Annotated in this window: 15 protein-coding genes; 13 read left to right on the forward strand and 2 right to left on the reverse strand. The window is 64.6% G+C overall.

What is annotated here, in order from left to right:
• Positions 1-39 precede the first annotated feature (39 nt).
• A complete protein-coding gene (gene sucD, locus Q0082_RS05870; protein ID WP_298190819.1) occupies positions 40-924 on the forward strand; it encodes a succinate--CoA ligase subunit alpha in 885 nt (294 codons plus the stop codon).
• Positions 925-980: 56 nt separating this feature from the next.
• Here sucD and Q0082_RS05875 read toward each other — a convergent pair whose 3' ends face one another.
• Positions 981-1,655: a TetR-like C-terminal domain-containing protein gene (locus tag Q0082_RS05875; protein WP_298190821.1), complete on the reverse strand. Its 675-nt coding sequence runs from the start codon at positions 1,653-1,655 to the stop codon at positions 981-983.
• Positions 1,656-1,742: 87 nt separating this feature from the next.
• Here Q0082_RS05875 and Q0082_RS05880 point away from each other — a divergent pair, with 87 nt between their 5' ends.
• Positions 1,743-2,627, forward strand: a complete 885-nt coding sequence (locus Q0082_RS05880) for a metal-dependent hydrolase (RefSeq protein WP_298190823.1) — start codon at positions 1,743-1,745, stop codon at positions 2,625-2,627.
• Positions 2,628-2,639: 12 nt separating this feature from the next.
• A complete protein-coding gene (locus Q0082_RS05885; protein WP_298190825.1) occupies positions 2,640-3,113 on the forward strand; it encodes a hypothetical protein in 474 nt (157 codons plus the stop codon).
• A 1-nt stretch (position 3,114) separates the two neighbouring features.
• On the opposite strand, the gene Q0082_RS05890 is transcribed toward Q0082_RS05885, so the two are convergent.
• Complete coding sequence (locus Q0082_RS05890) at positions 3,115-4,536, reverse strand: short-chain fatty acyl-CoA regulator family protein (RefSeq protein WP_298190827.1); 1,422 nt, start codon at positions 4,534-4,536, stop codon at positions 3,115-3,117.
• A gap of 120 nt (positions 4,537-4,656) precedes the next feature.
• On the opposite strand from Q0082_RS05890, the gene Q0082_RS05895 reads away from it, so the two are divergent.
• The 10 genes from Q0082_RS05895 (at position 4,657) to Q0082_RS05940 (ending at position 15,649) form a co-directional block, all read left to right on the forward strand.
• Complete coding sequence (locus tag Q0082_RS05895; protein WP_298190829.1) at positions 4,657-6,183, forward strand: acyl-CoA carboxylase subunit beta; 1,527 nt, start codon at positions 4,657-4,659, stop codon at positions 6,181-6,183.
• A 10-nt stretch (positions 6,184-6,193) separates the two neighbouring features.
• Positions 6,194-6,595, forward strand: a complete 402-nt coding sequence (locus Q0082_RS05900; RefSeq protein ID WP_298190831.1) for a DNA-directed RNA polymerase subunit alpha C-terminal domain-containing protein — start codon at positions 6,194-6,196, stop codon at positions 6,593-6,595.
• 48 nt (positions 6,596-6,643) lie between these two features.
• Positions 6,644-7,822 (forward strand): acetyl-CoA C-acyltransferase family protein, encoded by a 1,179-nt coding sequence (locus Q0082_RS05905; RefSeq protein ID WP_298190833.1) that lies wholly within the window; start codon positions 6,644-6,646, stop codon positions 7,820-7,822.
• 2 nt (positions 7,823-7,824) lie between these two features.
• Positions 7,825-8,265: a methylmalonyl-CoA epimerase gene (gene mce, locus Q0082_RS05910; protein ID WP_298190835.1), complete on the forward strand. Its 441-nt coding sequence runs from the start codon at positions 7,825-7,827 to the stop codon at positions 8,263-8,265.
• Between the two features lie 154 nt (positions 8,266-8,419).
• Positions 8,420-10,558 (forward strand): methylmalonyl-CoA mutase, encoded by a 2,139-nt coding sequence (scpA, locus tag Q0082_RS05915; protein ID WP_298190837.1) that lies wholly within the window; start codon positions 8,420-8,422, stop codon positions 10,556-10,558.
• Positions 10,559-10,561: 3 nt separating this feature from the next.
• Positions 10,562-10,867, forward strand: a complete 306-nt coding sequence (locus Q0082_RS05920) for a DUF1330 domain-containing protein (RefSeq protein WP_298190839.1) — start codon at positions 10,562-10,564, stop codon at positions 10,865-10,867.
• Complete coding sequence (locus Q0082_RS05925) at positions 10,867-12,888, forward strand: acetyl/propionyl/methylcrotonyl-CoA carboxylase subunit alpha (protein ID WP_298190840.1); 2,022 nt, start codon at positions 10,867-10,869, stop codon at positions 12,886-12,888. The genes Q0082_RS05920 and Q0082_RS05925 overlap by 1 nt, the downstream gene beginning before the upstream one ends.
• A gap of 111 nt (positions 12,889-12,999) precedes the next feature.
• Positions 13,000-13,746: an electron transfer flavoprotein subunit beta/FixA family protein gene (locus Q0082_RS05930; protein ID WP_298190841.1), complete on the forward strand. Its 747-nt coding sequence runs from the start codon at positions 13,000-13,002 to the stop codon at positions 13,744-13,746.
• On the forward strand, positions 13,746-14,678 hold the full coding sequence (locus Q0082_RS05935; RefSeq protein ID WP_298190842.1) for an electron transfer flavoprotein subunit alpha/FixB family protein: 933 nt from the start codon (positions 13,746-13,748) through the stop codon (positions 14,676-14,678). The genes Q0082_RS05930 and Q0082_RS05935 overlap by 1 nt, the downstream gene beginning before the upstream one ends.
• 122 nt (positions 14,679-14,800) lie before the next feature.
• Positions 14,801-15,649: an energy transducer TonB gene (locus tag Q0082_RS05940; protein ID WP_298190843.1), complete on the forward strand. Its 849-nt coding sequence runs from the start codon at positions 14,801-14,803 to the stop codon at positions 15,647-15,649.
• Positions 15,650-15,733: the final 84 nt, after the last annotated feature.

Below are 15,733 nucleotides of genomic sequence, written 5' to 3' on the forward strand. Positions count from 1 at the left end.
CAGAAGATCGTGGCCGAAGTCCGGAAGGTTTCCTGATCCATGAGCATTCTCGTCAACAAGCACACCAAGGTCATCACCCAGGGCATGACCGGCAAGACCGGCGCGTTCCACACGCAGGCCGCGCTCGACTACGGCACGCAGATGGTCGCGGGCGTGACCCCCGGCAAGGGCGGCACCAGCCATATCGGCCTGCCGCAGTATGACACCGTCGCCGAAGCCAAGGCCGCGACCGGCGCGACCGCCAGCTGCATCTACGTGCCGCCTCCGGGCGCGGCGGATGCGATTCTGGAAGCCATCGACGCGCAGATGGAACTGATCGTGTGCATCACCGAAGGCATCCCGGTGCTCGACATGGTGCGCGTGAAGCGGGCGCTGCAGGGTTCGAAGTCGCGCCTGATCGGTCCGAACTGCCCCGGCGTGCTGACGCCGGACGAGTGCAAGATCGGCATCATGCCGGGCTCGATCTTCAAGAAGGGCTCGGTGGGCGTGGTCTCGCGTTCGGGCACGCTGACCTATGAGGCGGTGTTCCAGACCTCGAACATCGGGCTTGGCCAGACGACGGCTGTCGGTATCGGTGGCGATCCGGTGAACGGCACCAACTTCATCGACGTGCTCGAGCTGTTCCTGGCGGACGAGGACACCAAGTCGATCATCATGATCGGCGAAATCGGCGGCGACGCGGAAGAGAACGCGGCGCAGTTCCTGATCGACGAGGCCAAGCGTGGCCGCAAGAAGCCGATGGCCGGCTTCATCGCGGGGCGTTCTGCCCCTCCGGGGCGGCGGATGGGCCACGCCGGCGCGATCGTTTCGGGCGGCAAGGGCGATGCGGAAAGCAAGATCGCGGCGATGGAAGCCGCCGGCATCCGCGTGTCGCCCTCGCCCAGCCTGCTGGGCGAGACGCTGGCGGACGTGCTGAAGGGTTGAGCCTTTCGGGCTTTGGTTTGAGGAAAGGGCCGGAGGGAAACCTCCGGCCTTTTTCGTTAGTCCGCTGCAGCCAGTTCGGCGTTCACCGCGTCCATATCCGCGCCGCAGTGGGTGCAGATGAAGCGGACGGCGTTCTGGTAGCGGGAAACGGCATCGGCAGGATCGGCGTAGCCGGCGATTTCAAGGCTGACGTGGCCGTGCATCTGGCCCCAGACGAGGAAGGCGAGGTCTTCCACTTTGGCCGGGTCCGGGCTCGTCTGGCGGTGGTGGGCGAGGCAGGTGCCGACCGCATCGACCAGCGCGGCGAAGGCGGGGTAGGCATCGTCTACCGGCGCGGCGAGCGAGGCGAAGCGGGTGTGGCGGTCCGTAGGGACGAAGCGCTTTTCTCCGCCGAACATCAGGCGGTAGAGCCCGGTGTGATCGAGCGCGAAGCGGCGGTAGGCGAGCATCTGGCGCACCATCCAGCGCAAGGGCGCCTCGCGGTGTTCGGCCGAGAGCGCATAGGCGTGGAGCCGCGCGAAGCCTACGGCATAAAGCGCCTGCATGAGGCCGGGCTTGCCGCCATAAAGTGTATAGATCGCCATCGTCGAGGAGCCGCAGGCGCGGGCCAGTTCGCGCAGGGCAATGCCGTCTGGCCCATCACGGCGGACGAGGGCTTCGGCCTCCTCGAGGAGGCGGGCGGCGAGGTCTTCGCGGGGCGCCTCGATGACAGCAGAACGGCGATTCGGCATTCCGCCATGCATGGGCGCTTGTGTTGGCGAACACTAGTGGTATAACGCTGTTATTGAGGTGAACTGATCAGGCCGGGAGAGCAGTCGATGCGCGGGGAGAGCACAGCGGGCGCCATCACGCCGATTACCGTACGGCAGGGCGCCTTCGCTTTTGCCGACGACACCCCGGCGCACTGGATCCCGCATGCGCCCGAACTGGCGCAGATGATCAATGGCGCCTCGTTCACGATGCCCCATCTGGAGCCGTTTCTGGTGGCAACGCTCGGCGAGGCGGCGAAGCTGATCGAGGACCCCGCCGTGCGGCGCGAGGCGCGCGATTTCTGCATGCAGGAGACGCAGCACTACCGCACGCACCGGCGCTTCAACGATGTGATCCTGGGTCAGGGCTACGAGGTGCTGGCCGGGATTGAGGCGGAGATGGCAGCGGCCTATGCGCGGCTGATGCAGCGTCCGCTGGCGGTGCGGCTGGCCTATGCGGCAGGGTTCGAGGCGATGACGCTCGGGCTGACCGACTGGCTGGTGGGAAACCGCACCACGCTGTTTCGGGGGGCAAACCCGCAAGTCACCTCGTTCATCCTCTGGCATATGGTCGAGGAGACCGAGCACAAGCTGGTGGCGCATGACGTCTATCAGGCGGTTTCGCCCGGATACTGGCGGCGTGCGTTCGGCGTGCTGCATGGCTCGCTCGATGTGATCCGCTGGAGCCGGCGGTGTTACCGCGCACTGCTGAAGGCGGATGGGCGCTGGCGGAGGCCATCTTCGCGCCTCAAGGTCTGGTGGTGGGCGGCGCGGTTCCTGATGGGGACGGGGCCTGCGCTGCTGCGCGCGATGGTGCCGGGGCATGATCCGCGCGGTGTGAAGGACCATCCGTGGGTGCGCGAATGGATTGCGGCACATGCGCGTGATGCGAAACGCGGCGCGCCAATGCCGCTGATCGATACACAGAGCGCCGCGATGCCGGTGCCGTTCTGAGGGGATGGAGTGATGGACGGTGCGGAACTGCGCGGCGTGCAGCGCATGCTGATCGTGCAGGGCGGCTGTGTCATGCTGCTTGGGTTCGTCGCGGGGTTCGGCTTCGTGTTTTTCCTGATCGGCAGCATCGAGCTCTGGCCCATTCCGGGCAAAATCGCGCTGCAGCTGCCCGGCAGCGACAAGGCATGGCGGATGAGCCACATGGAAGGCGTGCTCAATGGGCTGATGCTGTGGCTGGTGGCGGCGCTGCAACCGGCGATGGCGCTGCCGGTGGCGACCGCGCGGCGGATCGCGCGGATGCTGGTGCTGACGGCATGGTGCTTTCCCATCGCCTCGCTGTTCGACGCGCTGTTCAAGGACAGCCGGGGCCTGAAGTTTGCCGCGCCGGTAACGAACCTGATCCCGTTCTTCCTGTTCTATGTCGGCATCATCGCGCTGGTGTGGGCGGTGGTGGAGATCGTGCTGCGGGTGCGGCGGCAGGTCTGAGTTACCCCTCGACGATCCGGTAGGGCACCAGATCGCGCTGGCTGGGATCGACGGCGATGGCCTTGTCGCTGGGCGGGAAGGCGCGCTGGTCGCAGGTATCGCGGGGGCAGATGCGGCAGGAGATGCCGATGCGGGTGACGGCGTCCTCGTTGGTGAGGTTGAGTCCGTCGGCGTAGACGAACTCGTCGGAGAGGGCGGCTTCGCAGCCTAGGACGACAGCGTAGCGGCGGGGCTGGCGGTAGTAGCTGCCGCTCGGTTTCACGAGGCCTTTGGCAATCGAGACGTAGCGGATGCCATCGGGCATCTCGGCGAGCTGGACGTGGATGCGGTCCGGGATCGCGACCGCCTCGTGGACGATCCACAAGGGGCAGGCACCGCCGAAGCGGCCGAACTGGAGGCGCGTGGCGGAGTGGCGTTTGGTGATGTTGCCCGCCATGTCGACGCGGGCAAAGAACACCGGAATGCCGCGCGCCTGGGGGCGCTGGAGCGTGGAGAGGCGGTGGCAGCACTGCTCGAAGCTGACGTGGAACAGCTGGCGCAGGCGGTCGATGTCGTGGCGCAGGAGCCTCGCGGCGCTGCGGAAGCGCTCGTAGGGCATGAGCAGCGCGCCGGCGGCGTAGTTGCCGAGACCGACGGTAAGGAGGTGGCGCGCAGCCTCCGTTTGAAGCGGAGCGGAAGCAACGATCTCTGCGATCTGGCCTGACAGCGCGAGCGCGGCGACCTGGTAGGCAAGCTGAAAGCGGCTCGATTCGTTAGGCTGCGCGGAATCGAGCTGGAGGTGGCGCTTTGCGCTATCGAAGCGGCGGAGTGCGGCGCCGCTCGCCCATTCAATGGTGACGCCTTCGCGCCGCAGCCATTGCTGCATGGTGCGGATGCGCGGGCTGGCTTCGTCTCCGGCGATTTCGTAGGCGAGGGCTTCGGCATCGCGGTCGATGCGATCGACGTAGTTGTTGGCGAGGTGGAACCAGTCGCGCACTTCCTCCCACGGCAGGCGTCCGCCCGCGATCTCGGAGCCGCCGAGGTCCGCGCCGATGGCTTCGTCGAGCATTTCGAGGCGCTGGCGGCCCTTGGCAAAAAGGCCGTGGAGCGCGACGAAGCTTGTCGCAAAGGCCGGGAACTGGCGCGCGAGGCGCTCGACCTGTTCGGCGGGAATGCCGCCCGGCAACTGCGGATCGGCAAGCGCATCGCGCAGCGATTCCGCGAGTGTATCGGCATCGGGCGGCGCGAAATCGGCCCAGTCGATCGGGAAGGCGGCGCGCAGGCGTTCTGCGAGCGCGGGGGTGAGATGGCGCTCGTCGGTCTCGAGTTGCGAGAGATAGGGCGCGCTGATGCCGAGCGCAGTTGCCATTTCCGCCTGACGCAGGCCGCGCCGCGCGCGCAGGGTGCGCAGGGCCTGTCCTGCAAAGAGCCTTCGGTTTGCCATGAACGCGAGCCTAGTTTGCAAAGTTAGGCTTTGCAACTTTGCTGAATTGCATTGGACAGGCGCGCTACAATGCGGCATCCGCCAGCGCCTTGAACGCTTGCAGTCGAGGAATGCCCCCGCATGTCTGCCAATATCGCCGAAATGGAAAAGCGCCGCGAGGCGGCCCGCATGGGGGGCGGCCAGCGCCGCATCGATGCCCAGCACGCCAAGGGCAAGCTGACCGCGCGCGAACGGCTCGATATCCTGCTAGATGAAGGCAGCTTTGAAGAGATCGACGCTTACGTCGAGCACAATTGCGTTGATTTCGGCATGCCCGAGCAGACCGTGCCGGGTGACGGCGTGGTGACGGGTTCGGGCACAATCAACGGGCGCCTCGTTTATGTGTTCAGTCAGGACTTCACCGTGTTCGGCGGCGCGGTGTCCGAGCGGCACGCGATGAAGATCTGCAAGATCATGGATACCGCGCTGAAAGTCGGTGCGCCGGTGATCGGCATCAACGACAGCGGCGGCGCGCGCATTCAGGAAGGCGTCGCCAGCCTTGGCGGCTATGCCGAGATCTTCCAGCGCAACGTGCTGGCTAGCGGCGTGGTGCCGCAACTCAGCCTCATCATGGGGCCTTGCGCGGGCGGTGCGGTCTATTCGCCCGCGATGACCGACTTCATCTTCATGGTGAAGGACAGCTCCTACATGTTCGTCACCGGGCCGGACGTGGTGAAGACGGTGACCAACGAGATCGTCACGCAAGAAGAGCTTGGCGGCGCGGTGACGCATTCGACCAAGACATCGGTGGCCGATCTCGCCTGCGAGAACGATATCGAAGCGCTGCTCATGGCGCGCGAGTTCTTCGATTATCTGCCGCTGACCAACCGCTCCGGCGTGCCCGAGCGGCCGACGGCGGATGCGTGGGACCGGCTCGAAATGAGCCTTGACACGCTGATCCCGGCCTCGGCCAACCAGCCCTACGACATGCACGAGGTGATCGCCAAGACGCTCGACGAGGGCGAGTTCTTCGAGATCCAGCCCAAGCATGCCGCGAACATCATCTGCGGGTTTGGCCGGATCGAGGGCAAGACGGTGGGCGTGGTGGCCAACCAGCCGATGGTGCTGGCGGGCGTGCTCGATATCAATTCGTCCAAGAAGGCCGCGCGGTTCGTGCGCTTCTGCGATGCGTTCGAAATTCCGATCATCACGTTCGTCGACGTGCCGGGCTTCCTGCCGGGAACCGCGCAGGAACTGGGCGGGATCATCAAGCACGGGGCCAAGCTGCTGTTTGCCTATGCCGAGGCGACCGTGCCCAAGATCACCGTGATCACGCGCAAGGCCTATGGCGGCGCCTATGACGTGATGGCCTCCAAGCACTTGCGCGGCGATTTGAACTACGCCTGGCCAACCGCCGAAATCGCGGTGATGGGCGCGAAAGGCGCGGTGGAGATCATCTTCCGCGGGCTTTCGACCGAAGAGCAGGCGGTGAAGACCAGGGAATACGAAGACCGCTTCGCCAACCCGTTCGTGGCGGCGAGCAAGGGCTTCGTGGACGAGGTGATCCACCCGCATTCGACGCGGCGGCGCATTGCGCTGGGGCTGCGGAAGCTGCGGAACAAGAGCCTCGAGAACCCTTGGAAGAAGCACGACAATATCCCGCTGTGAGGGCCTCAAGATGACCTTTGACGAGCTTTCTGCCTCAACAAAGAAGGCGTTGGCATCCGCCGACGTACGCTCGCTTGAGCAGCTCGTAGCTCTTTCCGAGGAAGATCTGTGTAAAATACCGAACATCGGTGCTGTGAAAATTCGCGAAATTGAGCATTGCCTTAGGGCAAATAGACTTATGCTAAAGCCCTCCGTTGCCCCACTCAAATACAGTGAAGTATTGCAAATTAAAGATATGGTGGCGGCATTTAGGTTAGAGTGCGGCATAAAATTTGTTGACGATAATTCTGATAGACGAGCGAAAGAATTATCTTTTTGTTTGGACAGATTAAGTGAAAGAGTTAATTTTATAGTCGAAGATTTTGAGTTTTGGGAAACTCAATTTCAAAAGTTCCAGAACAGAAAGAGATAAGTTCGAGTCTATTTTCGGATTTTAACCGAGCGGGTAAAGGCAATCCTAATGACTGACATCTTCATCGTTTCCGGCGCGCGCACGGCCATTGGCACGTTTGGCGGCAGCCTCGCCTCGTTCCGTCCGGCGGATCTGGGCACCATCGTGATCAAGGAGGCGATTGCCCGCGCCGGGATCAGCGCGGACAAGGTCGAGAACGTGGTGATCGGGACGGTCGTGCCGACGCAGCCGAAGGACGCCTATGTCAGCCGCGTCGCGGCGGTGAATGCAGGGGTTCCCATCGAGAGCCCGGCGATGAACGTGAACCGGCTGTGCGGTTCGGGCCTGCAGGCGATTGTCTCGGCTGCGCAGGGGATTGCGCTGGGCGAGCAGCAGATCGCCATAGGCGGCGGCTGCGAGGTGATGTCGAACGCGCCGCATATGGTGCTGACGGCGCGGAGCGGCCAGAAGATGGGCGATCAGGTGATGATGGACGCCATGCTCGGCGCGCTCCACGATCCCTTCGAGAACATCCATATGGGCGTGACGGCGGAGAACGTGGCCGAGCGCCACCAGATCACGCGTGAGACGCAGGATGCGCTGGCAGTGGAAAGCCATCGCCGCGCCGCTGCCGCGACTGCTGCGGGCTATTTCAAGGAGCAGATTGTCCCGGTCGAGATCAAGACCCGCAAGGGTACGACCGTGTTCGACACCGACGAGCATTTCCGCGCCGATGCCAGCCTTGAAGGGATGGCGGGGCTGCGCCCGGTGTTCAAGAAGGACGGCACCGTGACCGCAGGCAATGCCAGCGGCATCAACGACGGCGCGGGCGCGGTCGTGCTGGCGAGCGGTGAGGCGGTGGCCGAGCATGGTTTGAAGCCCATCGCCAAGATTCTGGCGTGGGGCCATGCGGGCGTGGAGCCCTCCGTCATGGGCCTCGGCCCGGTCAAGGCCGTGCCGGTGGCGCTGAAGCGCGCGGGGCTGACGCTCGACCAGATCGACGTGATCGAAAGCAACGAAGCGTTTGCGGCGCAGGCCTGCGGCGTCGCCAAGGAGCTGGGCTTCGATCCCGCCAAGACCAATCCCAACGGTTCGGGTATCAGCCTTGGCCACCCCATCGGCGCGACGGGCGCGATCCTGACGATCAAGGCGGCTTACGAGCTGCAGCGCACCGGGGGCCGGTACGGCCTCATCACGATGTGCATCGGCGGCGGTCAGGGCATCGCCATGGTGATCGAGAGGGTTTGATCATGAAGCTGGGGCGGCTGAATCATATTGGCGTTGCGACGCCTTCGATTGCGGACAGCGTGGTGTTCTGGCGCGACGTGATGGGCGCGACGAAGATCCACGAGCCGTTCGACCTGCCCGAGCAGGGTGTGAAGGTCTGCTTCGTCGATACGCCCGGAGTTGATGGCGCCCTCAACGGCACGCAGATCGAGCTGATCGAGCCGCTGCCGGGGAACACCGGGATTGCGAGCTTTCTGGCGAAGAACCCGGCGGGCGGGCAGCACCATATGTGCTATGAAGTGCCCGATATTCACGCTGCCAAGGCTGCGTTTGAAGCGCTGGGCAAGCGCGTGCTGGGTGAACCCCGCATCGGCGCGCATGGGACGTTGATCTTCTTCGTCCACCCCAAGGACATGGGCGGCGTGCTGACCGAGATCATGGAGACGCCGAAAGAGGCGCATTGAGCTAAAAGCCCTCTCCCCTTCAGGGGGGAGGGTTGGGAGGGGGGGGAAGGCGCACTCGGCGAGCGCTGAGGCCCCTCTCCAACTTCGGCTAGGCGCATTCGCGCCAAGCCTTCGTATCCTCTCCCCTCCAGGGGAGAGGGCAAAGAGGTGAAGCATGGCGAATATCGAAGACTGGCAGAAGGCCGCCTCGAAGGAAGTGAAGGGCAAGGACCTCACCTGGCAGACGCCGGAGGGCATTGCCGTGAAGCCGCTCTATACGGCGGAGGACGTCAGCGTCGATCCGGGCCTGCCGGGCTTCGCGCCGTTCACGCGCGGGGTGCGCGCGTCGATGTATGCGGGGCGGCCCTGGACGCTTCGGCAATACGCGGGCTTCTCCACCGCCGAGGAATCGAACGCGTTCTATCGCCGCAACCTCGCGGCGGGGCAGAAGGGCTTGTCGGTCGCGTTCGATCTGGCGACGCACCGGGGCTATGACTCGGACCATCCGCGCGTGGTCGGCGATGTCGGCAAGGCGGGTGTGGCGATCGATTCGGTCGAAGACATGAAGATCCTGTTCGACGGGATTCCGCTCGATCAGATGTCCGTCTCGATGACCATGAACGGCGCGGTGATCCCGATCCTCGCGTTCTTCATCGTGGCGGGCGAGGAGCAAGGCGTGGCCCGCGCGCAGCTCGACGGGACGATCCAGAACGACATCCTCAAGGAGTTCATGGTCCGCAACACCTATATCTACCCGCCCGAGCCGAGCATGCGGATCATCTCGGACATCTTCGGCTACACCAGCCGCGAGATGCCGAAGTTCAACTCGATCTCGATTTCCGGCTACCACATGCAGGAAGCCGGCGCGACCCAGGTGCAGGAACTGGCCTTCACCATCGCCGACGGCATGGAATACGTGAAGTACGGCGTGGCCTCGGGCCTCGATATCGATGCATTTGCGGGCCGCCTCTCGTTCTTCTTCGCCATCGGCATGAACTTCTTCATGGAAGTGGCCAAGCTGCGCGCCGCGCGCGTGCTGTGGCACCGGGTGATGACGCAGCTCGGCGCCAAGGACGAGCGCTCGAAGATGCTGCGCACGCACTGCCAGACTTCGGGCGTGAGCTTGCAGGAGCAGGACCCCTACAACAACGTGATCCGCACCACGATCGAGGCTATGGCCGCGATGCTGGGCGGCACCCAGTCGCTCCACACCAATGCGCTTGATGAAGCGATCGCGCTGCCGACCGACTTTTCCGCGCGCATTGCCCGCAACACGCAGATCGTGATCCAGGAAGAGACCGGGATGACCAAAGTGGTCGATCCGCTGGGCGGCTCCTACTACGTCGAGGCGCTGACGCAGGAACTGGTCGACAAGGCGTGGGAGATCATCGAGCGCGTCGAGGCCGAAGGCGGCATGGCGAAAGCCGTGGCGGCGGGCTGGCCCAAGGCGATGATCGAGGAAGCCGCCGCCGGACGGCAAGCGCGGGTGGACAAGGGCGATGACGTGATCGTCGGCGTCAACAAGTACCGCCTCGCCAGCGAGGACCAGCTCGATACGCTGGAAGTCGACAACATGGCGGTGCGCGAAGGCCAGATCGCGCGGCTGAAGTGGGTGCGCGAGAACCGCGACGAGACGAAGTGTCGCGCGGCTTTGAATGCCCTGACCGAAGGCGCAAAGACTGGCGGCAATCTGCTCGAACTCGCAGTGGAAGCTGCGCGGCACCGCGCGACGCTGGGCGAGATTTCGGACGCGATGGAAATCGTGTTCGGCCGCCACGGTACGCACCCGACCCCGGTTCGCGGCGTCTACAGCGCCTACTACGCCGGGGATTCGCGCTACCAGCAAGTCCTCGACGGCGTGGAAGCGGTGACGCGCCGTCTGGGCCGCGCGCCCCGCATGCTCGTCGCCAAGATGGGCCAGGACGGGCATGATCGCGGCGCGAACGTTATCGCATCGGCCTTTGGCGACATGGGCTTCGATGTGACCAGCAGCCCGCTGTTCCAGACGCCTGAGGAAGCGGCCAAGCTGGCACTGGAGGCCGAGGTCGATGCAGTTGGCGCGTCTTCGCTTGCGGCGGGCCACAAGACGCTGATCCCCGAACTGATCCGCCACCTGCGCGAAGCGGGGCGCAGCGATATCAAGGTCGTCGCGGGCGGGGTGATCCCGCCGCAGGACTACGACTTCCTCCGTGAGGCCGGAGTGCAGGGCATCTACGGCCCGGGCACGAATGTGGTCGAGGCGGCAGCGGACATGCTGCGCCTCCTGGGTCACAATATGCCGCCGGCGGGTGAAGAGCTTGAGGCAGCGGAGTAAGCCATGACGGACACACCCAAAGGCTATGTCGTCGCCGAAGTCGACGTCCACGATCCGGAAGGCTTCGCTGCCTATCGTGCGGCGGTTCCTGCGGTCATCGCGCAGCTCGGTGGCCGCTACATTACACGCGGCGGCGCGATCACGAGTGTCGAGGGCGAGGCGCCGACAGGCCGGATCGTGATTGTCGAGTTTCCGAGCAAGGCGCAGGCCGAAGCCTTTGTGAATTCCGCCGAGTATGCCCCGGTGGCGGCGATCCGCCACCGGACCAGCACTTCGCGCCTCTTCGTTGTTGAAGGTGTAGACCTCTGATGTTCAAGAAAATCCTCATCGCCAATCGGGGCGAGATTGCCTGCCGCGTGATCAAGACGGCGCGGCGGATGGGTATCCAGACCGTTGCGGTCTATTCGGATGCCGATGCGCGTGCGCCGTTTGTGAAGATGGCGGATGAGGCGGTGCATATCGGGCCTTCGCCTGCCGCGCAGTCATATCTCATTGCGGACAAGATCATCGCGGCGTGCAAGCAGACCGGCGCCGAGGCTGTGCATCCGGGCTATGGCTTCCTTTCGGAACGCACGAGCTTTGCCGAGGCGCTGGCGGCGGAAGGCATCGCGTTCATCGGGCCGCCCGTTGGCGCGATTGCCGCGATGGGTGACAAGATCGAATCGAAGAAGCTGGCGAAGGCGGCGGGCGTGAATGTCGTCCCCGGCTTCGTGGGTGAGATCGAGGATACCGAGCACGCTGTGCGCATCTCGGACGAGATCGGCTATCCGGTGATGATGAAGGCTTCGGCCGGCGGCGGCGGCAAGGGCATGCGCCTTGCCTACAACGAGAAGGACGTGCGCGAGGGCTTCGAGGCGGTGAAGCGCGAGGGGCTGAACTCGTTCGGCGACGACCGCGTGTTCATCGAGAAATTCATCCTCAACCCGCGCCACATCGAGATCCAGATCCTCGGCGATCAGCACGCCAACATCCTTTACCTCAACGAGCGCGAATGCTCGATCCAGCGGCGGCACCAGAAGGTGGTGGAGGAAGCGCCCTCGCCCTTCGTGACGCCGAAGATGCGCAAGGCGATGGGCGAGCAGTGCGTCGCGCTTTCGCGCGCGGTGGGCTACTATTCGGCGGGCACGGTGGAACTGATCGTTTCGGGCGCGGACCCGAGCGGCGAGAGCTTCTATTTCCTCGAAATGAACACCCGCCTGCAGGTGGAGCACCCCGTCACCGAAGCGATCACCGGCATCGACCTTGTTGAGCAGATGATTCGCGTCGCGGCGGGTGAGAAGCTCGCTTTCACGCAGGACGATATCGGCATCGATGGCTGGGCGATCGAGAACCGCGTCTATGCCGAGGACCCCTATCGCGGGTTCCTGCCCTCGACCGGGCGGCTGGTGCGCTATGATCCGCCGGTGGAAGGCTGGACCGACGACGGCGAAGCCAACGGGCGGCGCGGCGTGGACGGCGTGCGCGTGGACGACGGCGTCTATGAAGGCGGTGAAGTCTCGATGTTCTACGATCCGATGATCGCCAAGCTCGTCACCTGGGGCGAGACCCGCGACGAAGCGGCGGACCGGCAGATCGAGGCGCTCGATGCGTTCGAGATCGAGGGGCTGGGCCACAACATCGATTTCGTTTCGGCGATCATGCAGCACCCGCGCTTTCGTTCCGGCGAACTGACCACCGGCTTCATTGCCGAGGAATATCCGGACGGGTTCCACGGCGCGGCGACGTCCGACGAGACGAAGCGCTCGCTCGCGGCGCTGGCGGGCTTCCTCGCCACGGCGCGGGCGGACCGCGCGCGGCAGGTTGATGGCCAGCTCGGCGATACGCTCGATCCGCCGTCCGATTGGGCGGTGTGGATTGGCGAGACCGACTATGCCGTGACGGTGGATGAAGAGGCCATCACCGTCGATGGTGCGGAAGTCGATCTGGCGCTGGAATACACGCCGGGTGACCGGGTGGTCATGGCCGAAGTCGGCGGCAAGCCGCTGACGGTGAAGGTCGCGGCGCGCGCGGCGGGCTTCAAGCTGACAACGCGAGGGAGCAGCCACGATGTGCGCGTGCTGCCGGCACGAATCGCGCCGCTGACGCAGCACATGATCGCCAAGGTCGCGCCCGACATGTCGAAGTACCTCGTCTGCCCGATGCCCGGGCTGCTCGTGGCGCTGCATGTGGGCGTGGGCGATACCGTCGAGGCCGGGCAGCCGCTCGCGGTGGTCGAGGCGATGAAGATGGAAAACATCCTGCGCGCCGAGAAATCGGGCAAGGTGAAGGCGGTGAACGCGGCGCAGGGTGAAAGCCTTGCGGTGGATGCGATCATCCTTGAAATGGAGTAGAAGCGCCGCTGATGCCCATGCTCACATTCCTGCATGGGCAATGGGGTGAGGTTGACGTTTACGTAAGCGCCAATTATGCGCGCGCCACAAGTTTGAGAAAGGCCTGACACGATGAAAGCCCTGGTCTGCGTGAAGCGGGTGATCGACTACAACGTGAAGCCGCGCGTGAAGGCGGATGGCACGGGCGTTGACCTTGCCAACGTCAAGATGAGCATGAACCCGTTCGACGAGATCGCGGTCGAAGAAGCCATTCGCCTCAAGGAAAAGGGCGTTGTTACCGAGATCGTGGCGGTTTCGGTCGGGCCGGCCAAGGCTCAGGAAACGCTGCGCACCGCGCTCGCCATGGGTGCGGACCGTGCGATCCTCGTGGTCAGCGAAGACGAGGTCGAGCCGCTCGCGGTGGCCAAGATCATCAAGGCGATTGCCGATGAGGAAGCGCCGGGCCTGATCATCACCGGCAAGCAGGCGATCGACGACGACGCGAACCAGGTCGGCCAGATGGTCGCCGCGCTGCTCGGCCGCCCGCAGGGCACCTTCGCCAACGAAGTTTCGGTCGAGGGTGACAGCATCGTCGTGAAGCGCGAAATCGATGGCGGTCTGGAAACGGTGAAGCTGGCGCTGCCGGCGATTGTCACCACCGACCTGCGCCTCAACGAGCCACGCTATGCCTCGCTGCCCAACATCATGAAGGCGAAGTCGAAGCCGCTCGCGAGCAAGACGCCGGCGGACTACGGCGTCGATATCGCGCCGCGCCTCAAGACGCTCAAGGTCACCGAACCGCCGGTGCGCAGCGCGGGTATCAAGGTGCCTGACGTCGATGCGCTGGTCGCCAAGCTCAAGGAAATGGGAGTCGCCTGATGACGAAGACGCTTGTTTGGGTCGAACACGACAACGCTTCGATCAAGGATGCGACGCTGGCCGTCGTGACCGCCGCATCGCAGATCGGCGAAGTGACCGCGCTGGTTGCAGGCTCGGGCTGTGACGGCGCTGCTGCTGCCGCTGCGCAGATCGCCGGCGTGGCCAAGGTGCTCAAGGCCGATGACGCGGCTTATGCCAATGCGCTCGCCGAAAACGTCGCGCCGCTCGTTGCCGGTCTGATGGCCGATTACGACGTGTTCGTCGCGCCTGCCACGACGACCGGCAAGAACATCGCGCCGCGCGTCGCCGCGCTGCTCGACGTGATGCAGGTTTCGGACATCCTCTCGGTCGAAGGCCCCAAGACCTTCACCCGTCCGATCTACGCCGGCAATGCGATCGCGACGGTTGAATCGACCGACGCCAAGCTGGTCGTCACCGTGCGCGGCACTGCCTTTGCCAAGGCGGACGCGACCGGCGGTTCGGCCTCGGTGGAAGCCGTTGGCGCTGCGGGTGACGCCGGTCTCTCGAGCTTCCTCGGTTCGGAAATCGCCAAGAGCGAGCGTCCGGAACTGACTTCGGCCAAGATCATCGTTTCGGGCGGCCGCGCGCTCAAGGATGCGGAGACGTTCCAGAGCGTGATCATCCCGCTCGCCGACAAGCTCGGCGCGGGTGTTGGTGCATCGCGCGCAGCGGTGGACGCGGGCTATGTGCCCAACGACTACCAGGTCGGCCAGACCGGCAAGATCGTGGCGCCGGAAGTCTACATCGCGGTCGGCATCTCGGGCGCGATCCAGCACCTTGCCGGCATGAAGGATTCGAAGACCATCATCGCCATCAACAAGGACGAGGACGCCCCGATCTTCCAGGTCGCGGACATCGGCCTCGTGGGCGATCTGTTCACGCTGGTGCCGGAGCTGACCGGCAAGCTCTGAGCCTCGCTTCAGGACGGAAACACGGGAAGGGCTCCACCGCGGTGGAGCCTTTTCTGTTTGGAGGTTCTGCGGGCCGTGGATACCTTGCGATCATGAAGAGCATCAGGCGATATTGCACCGGCTTGCTCATTGCTCTGGCGCTGCTGCCGGGGGCCGCGCGGGCTGCGGACAAAGTGCTCGAACCGCTCGACAAGTGGGTCCTTAACTACGCGGACGATTCCTGCCGCCTTGCGCGGTCCTTCGGCACGAAGGACGCCAAGGTGGTGCTGGTGATGGACCAGTTCATGCCGGCCGGGATGCTTGACCTCTCGCTGATCGGAAAGCCGCTCGGCCGGTTCTCGGACAACCGCGTTTCGCTCACCGCCACGTTTGGACCGGGCCTGCCTCCAGGCGAATCCCGCGAGGCGATCACGGGTACGGTAGGCCCTGACAGGACGACGATCCTGATGATCGGACCGCGCGATCTGTTCAATCGGAATGCGGTCAAAGGCGATTCGGACGAGCTCTTCCCGACCACGACGGAGCAGGAAGCTGCCGTCACGGAATTGCGCATTGCCGCGCCCACGCTACGGCTTACGCTGCGCACCGGCCCGATGGCCCAGCCGCTTGCCGCGATGCGCACCTGCATTTCCGATCTGGTCAAGACATGGGGTCTGGACCCGGTGCAGCAGGAAACGCTGAGCCGGCGCCCGGTGCCGACCCTCAGTCCGGGGAAGTGGCTCTACTCGGCAGACTATCCGAAGTCGGCACTCGCCATGGGCGCCAGCGCCATCATTCGCTTCCGGATCATGGTGGGTGCGGACGGGCTTCCCACCAAGTGCGCAGTCCAGCAGGCAACACTCTCGCCCGACTTCATCAAGCTGACCTGCGAGCTGCTGATGCGGCGAGCGCGGTTTATTCCGGCGCTGGACCGGGATGGCAAGCCTGTCGCGAGCTTCTACACCAATTCGGTGCGCTGGCTCGCGGGTTAGTGCCTCAGACTGCCAATGTGAGGCACTGGTTGAATCGGCGACGGCATAGTCCGCGTAGTCCGCATCTTTCTCGTTTGTGCAGGT

This window comes from Novosphingobium sp., from assembly GCF_027489515.1.
Lineage (GTDB): Bacteria > Pseudomonadota > Alphaproteobacteria > Sphingomonadales > Sphingomonadaceae > Novosphingobium.

What these genes read in the sequence shown, in the direction of transcription:
- Q0082_RS05905 (WP_298190833.1), top strand. Translation starts at nt 6,644, where the DNA reads ATGACTGACATCTTCATCGTTTCCGGCGCGCGCACGGCCATTGGCACG.
- mce (WP_298190835.1), top strand. Translation starts at nt 7,825, where the DNA reads ATGAAGCTGGGGCGGCTGAATCATATTGGCGTTGCGACGCCTTCGATT.
- Q0082_RS05875 (WP_298190821.1), bottom strand. Translation starts at nt 1,655, where the DNA reads ATGCCGAATCGCCGTTCTGCTGTCATCGAGGCGCCCCGCGAAGACCTC.
- sucD (WP_298190819.1), top strand. Translation starts at nt 40, where the DNA reads ATGAGCATTCTCGTCAACAAGCACACCAAGGTCATCACCCAGGGCATG.
- Q0082_RS05895 (WP_298190829.1), top strand. Translation starts at nt 4,657, where the DNA reads ATGTCTGCCAATATCGCCGAAATGGAAAAGCGCCGCGAGGCGGCCCGC.
- Q0082_RS05920 (WP_298190839.1), top strand. Translation starts at nt 10,562, where the DNA reads ATGACGGACACACCCAAAGGCTATGTCGTCGCCGAAGTCGACGTCCAC.
- Q0082_RS05885 (WP_298190825.1), top strand. Translation starts at nt 2,640, where the DNA reads ATGGACGGTGCGGAACTGCGCGGCGTGCAGCGCATGCTGATCGTGCAG.
- Q0082_RS05890 (WP_298190827.1), bottom strand. Translation starts at nt 4,536, where the DNA reads ATGGCAAACCGAAGGCTCTTTGCAGGACAGGCCCTGCGCACCCTGCGC.
- Q0082_RS05930 (WP_298190841.1), top strand. Translation starts at nt 13,000, where the DNA reads ATGAAAGCCCTGGTCTGCGTGAAGCGGGTGATCGACTACAACGTGAAG.
- Q0082_RS05900 (WP_298190831.1), top strand. Translation starts at nt 6,194, where the DNA reads ATGACCTTTGACGAGCTTTCTGCCTCAACAAAGAAGGCGTTGGCATCC.
- scpA (WP_298190837.1), top strand. Translation starts at nt 8,420, where the DNA reads ATGGCGAATATCGAAGACTGGCAGAAGGCCGCCTCGAAGGAAGTGAAG.
- Q0082_RS05935 (WP_298190842.1), top strand. Translation starts at nt 13,746, where the DNA reads ATGACGAAGACGCTTGTTTGGGTCGAACACGACAACGCTTCGATCAAG.
- Q0082_RS05880 (WP_298190823.1), top strand. Translation starts at nt 1,743, where the DNA reads ATGCGCGGGGAGAGCACAGCGGGCGCCATCACGCCGATTACCGTACGG.
- Q0082_RS05925 (WP_298190840.1), top strand. Translation starts at nt 10,867, where the DNA reads ATGTTCAAGAAAATCCTCATCGCCAATCGGGGCGAGATTGCCTGCCGC.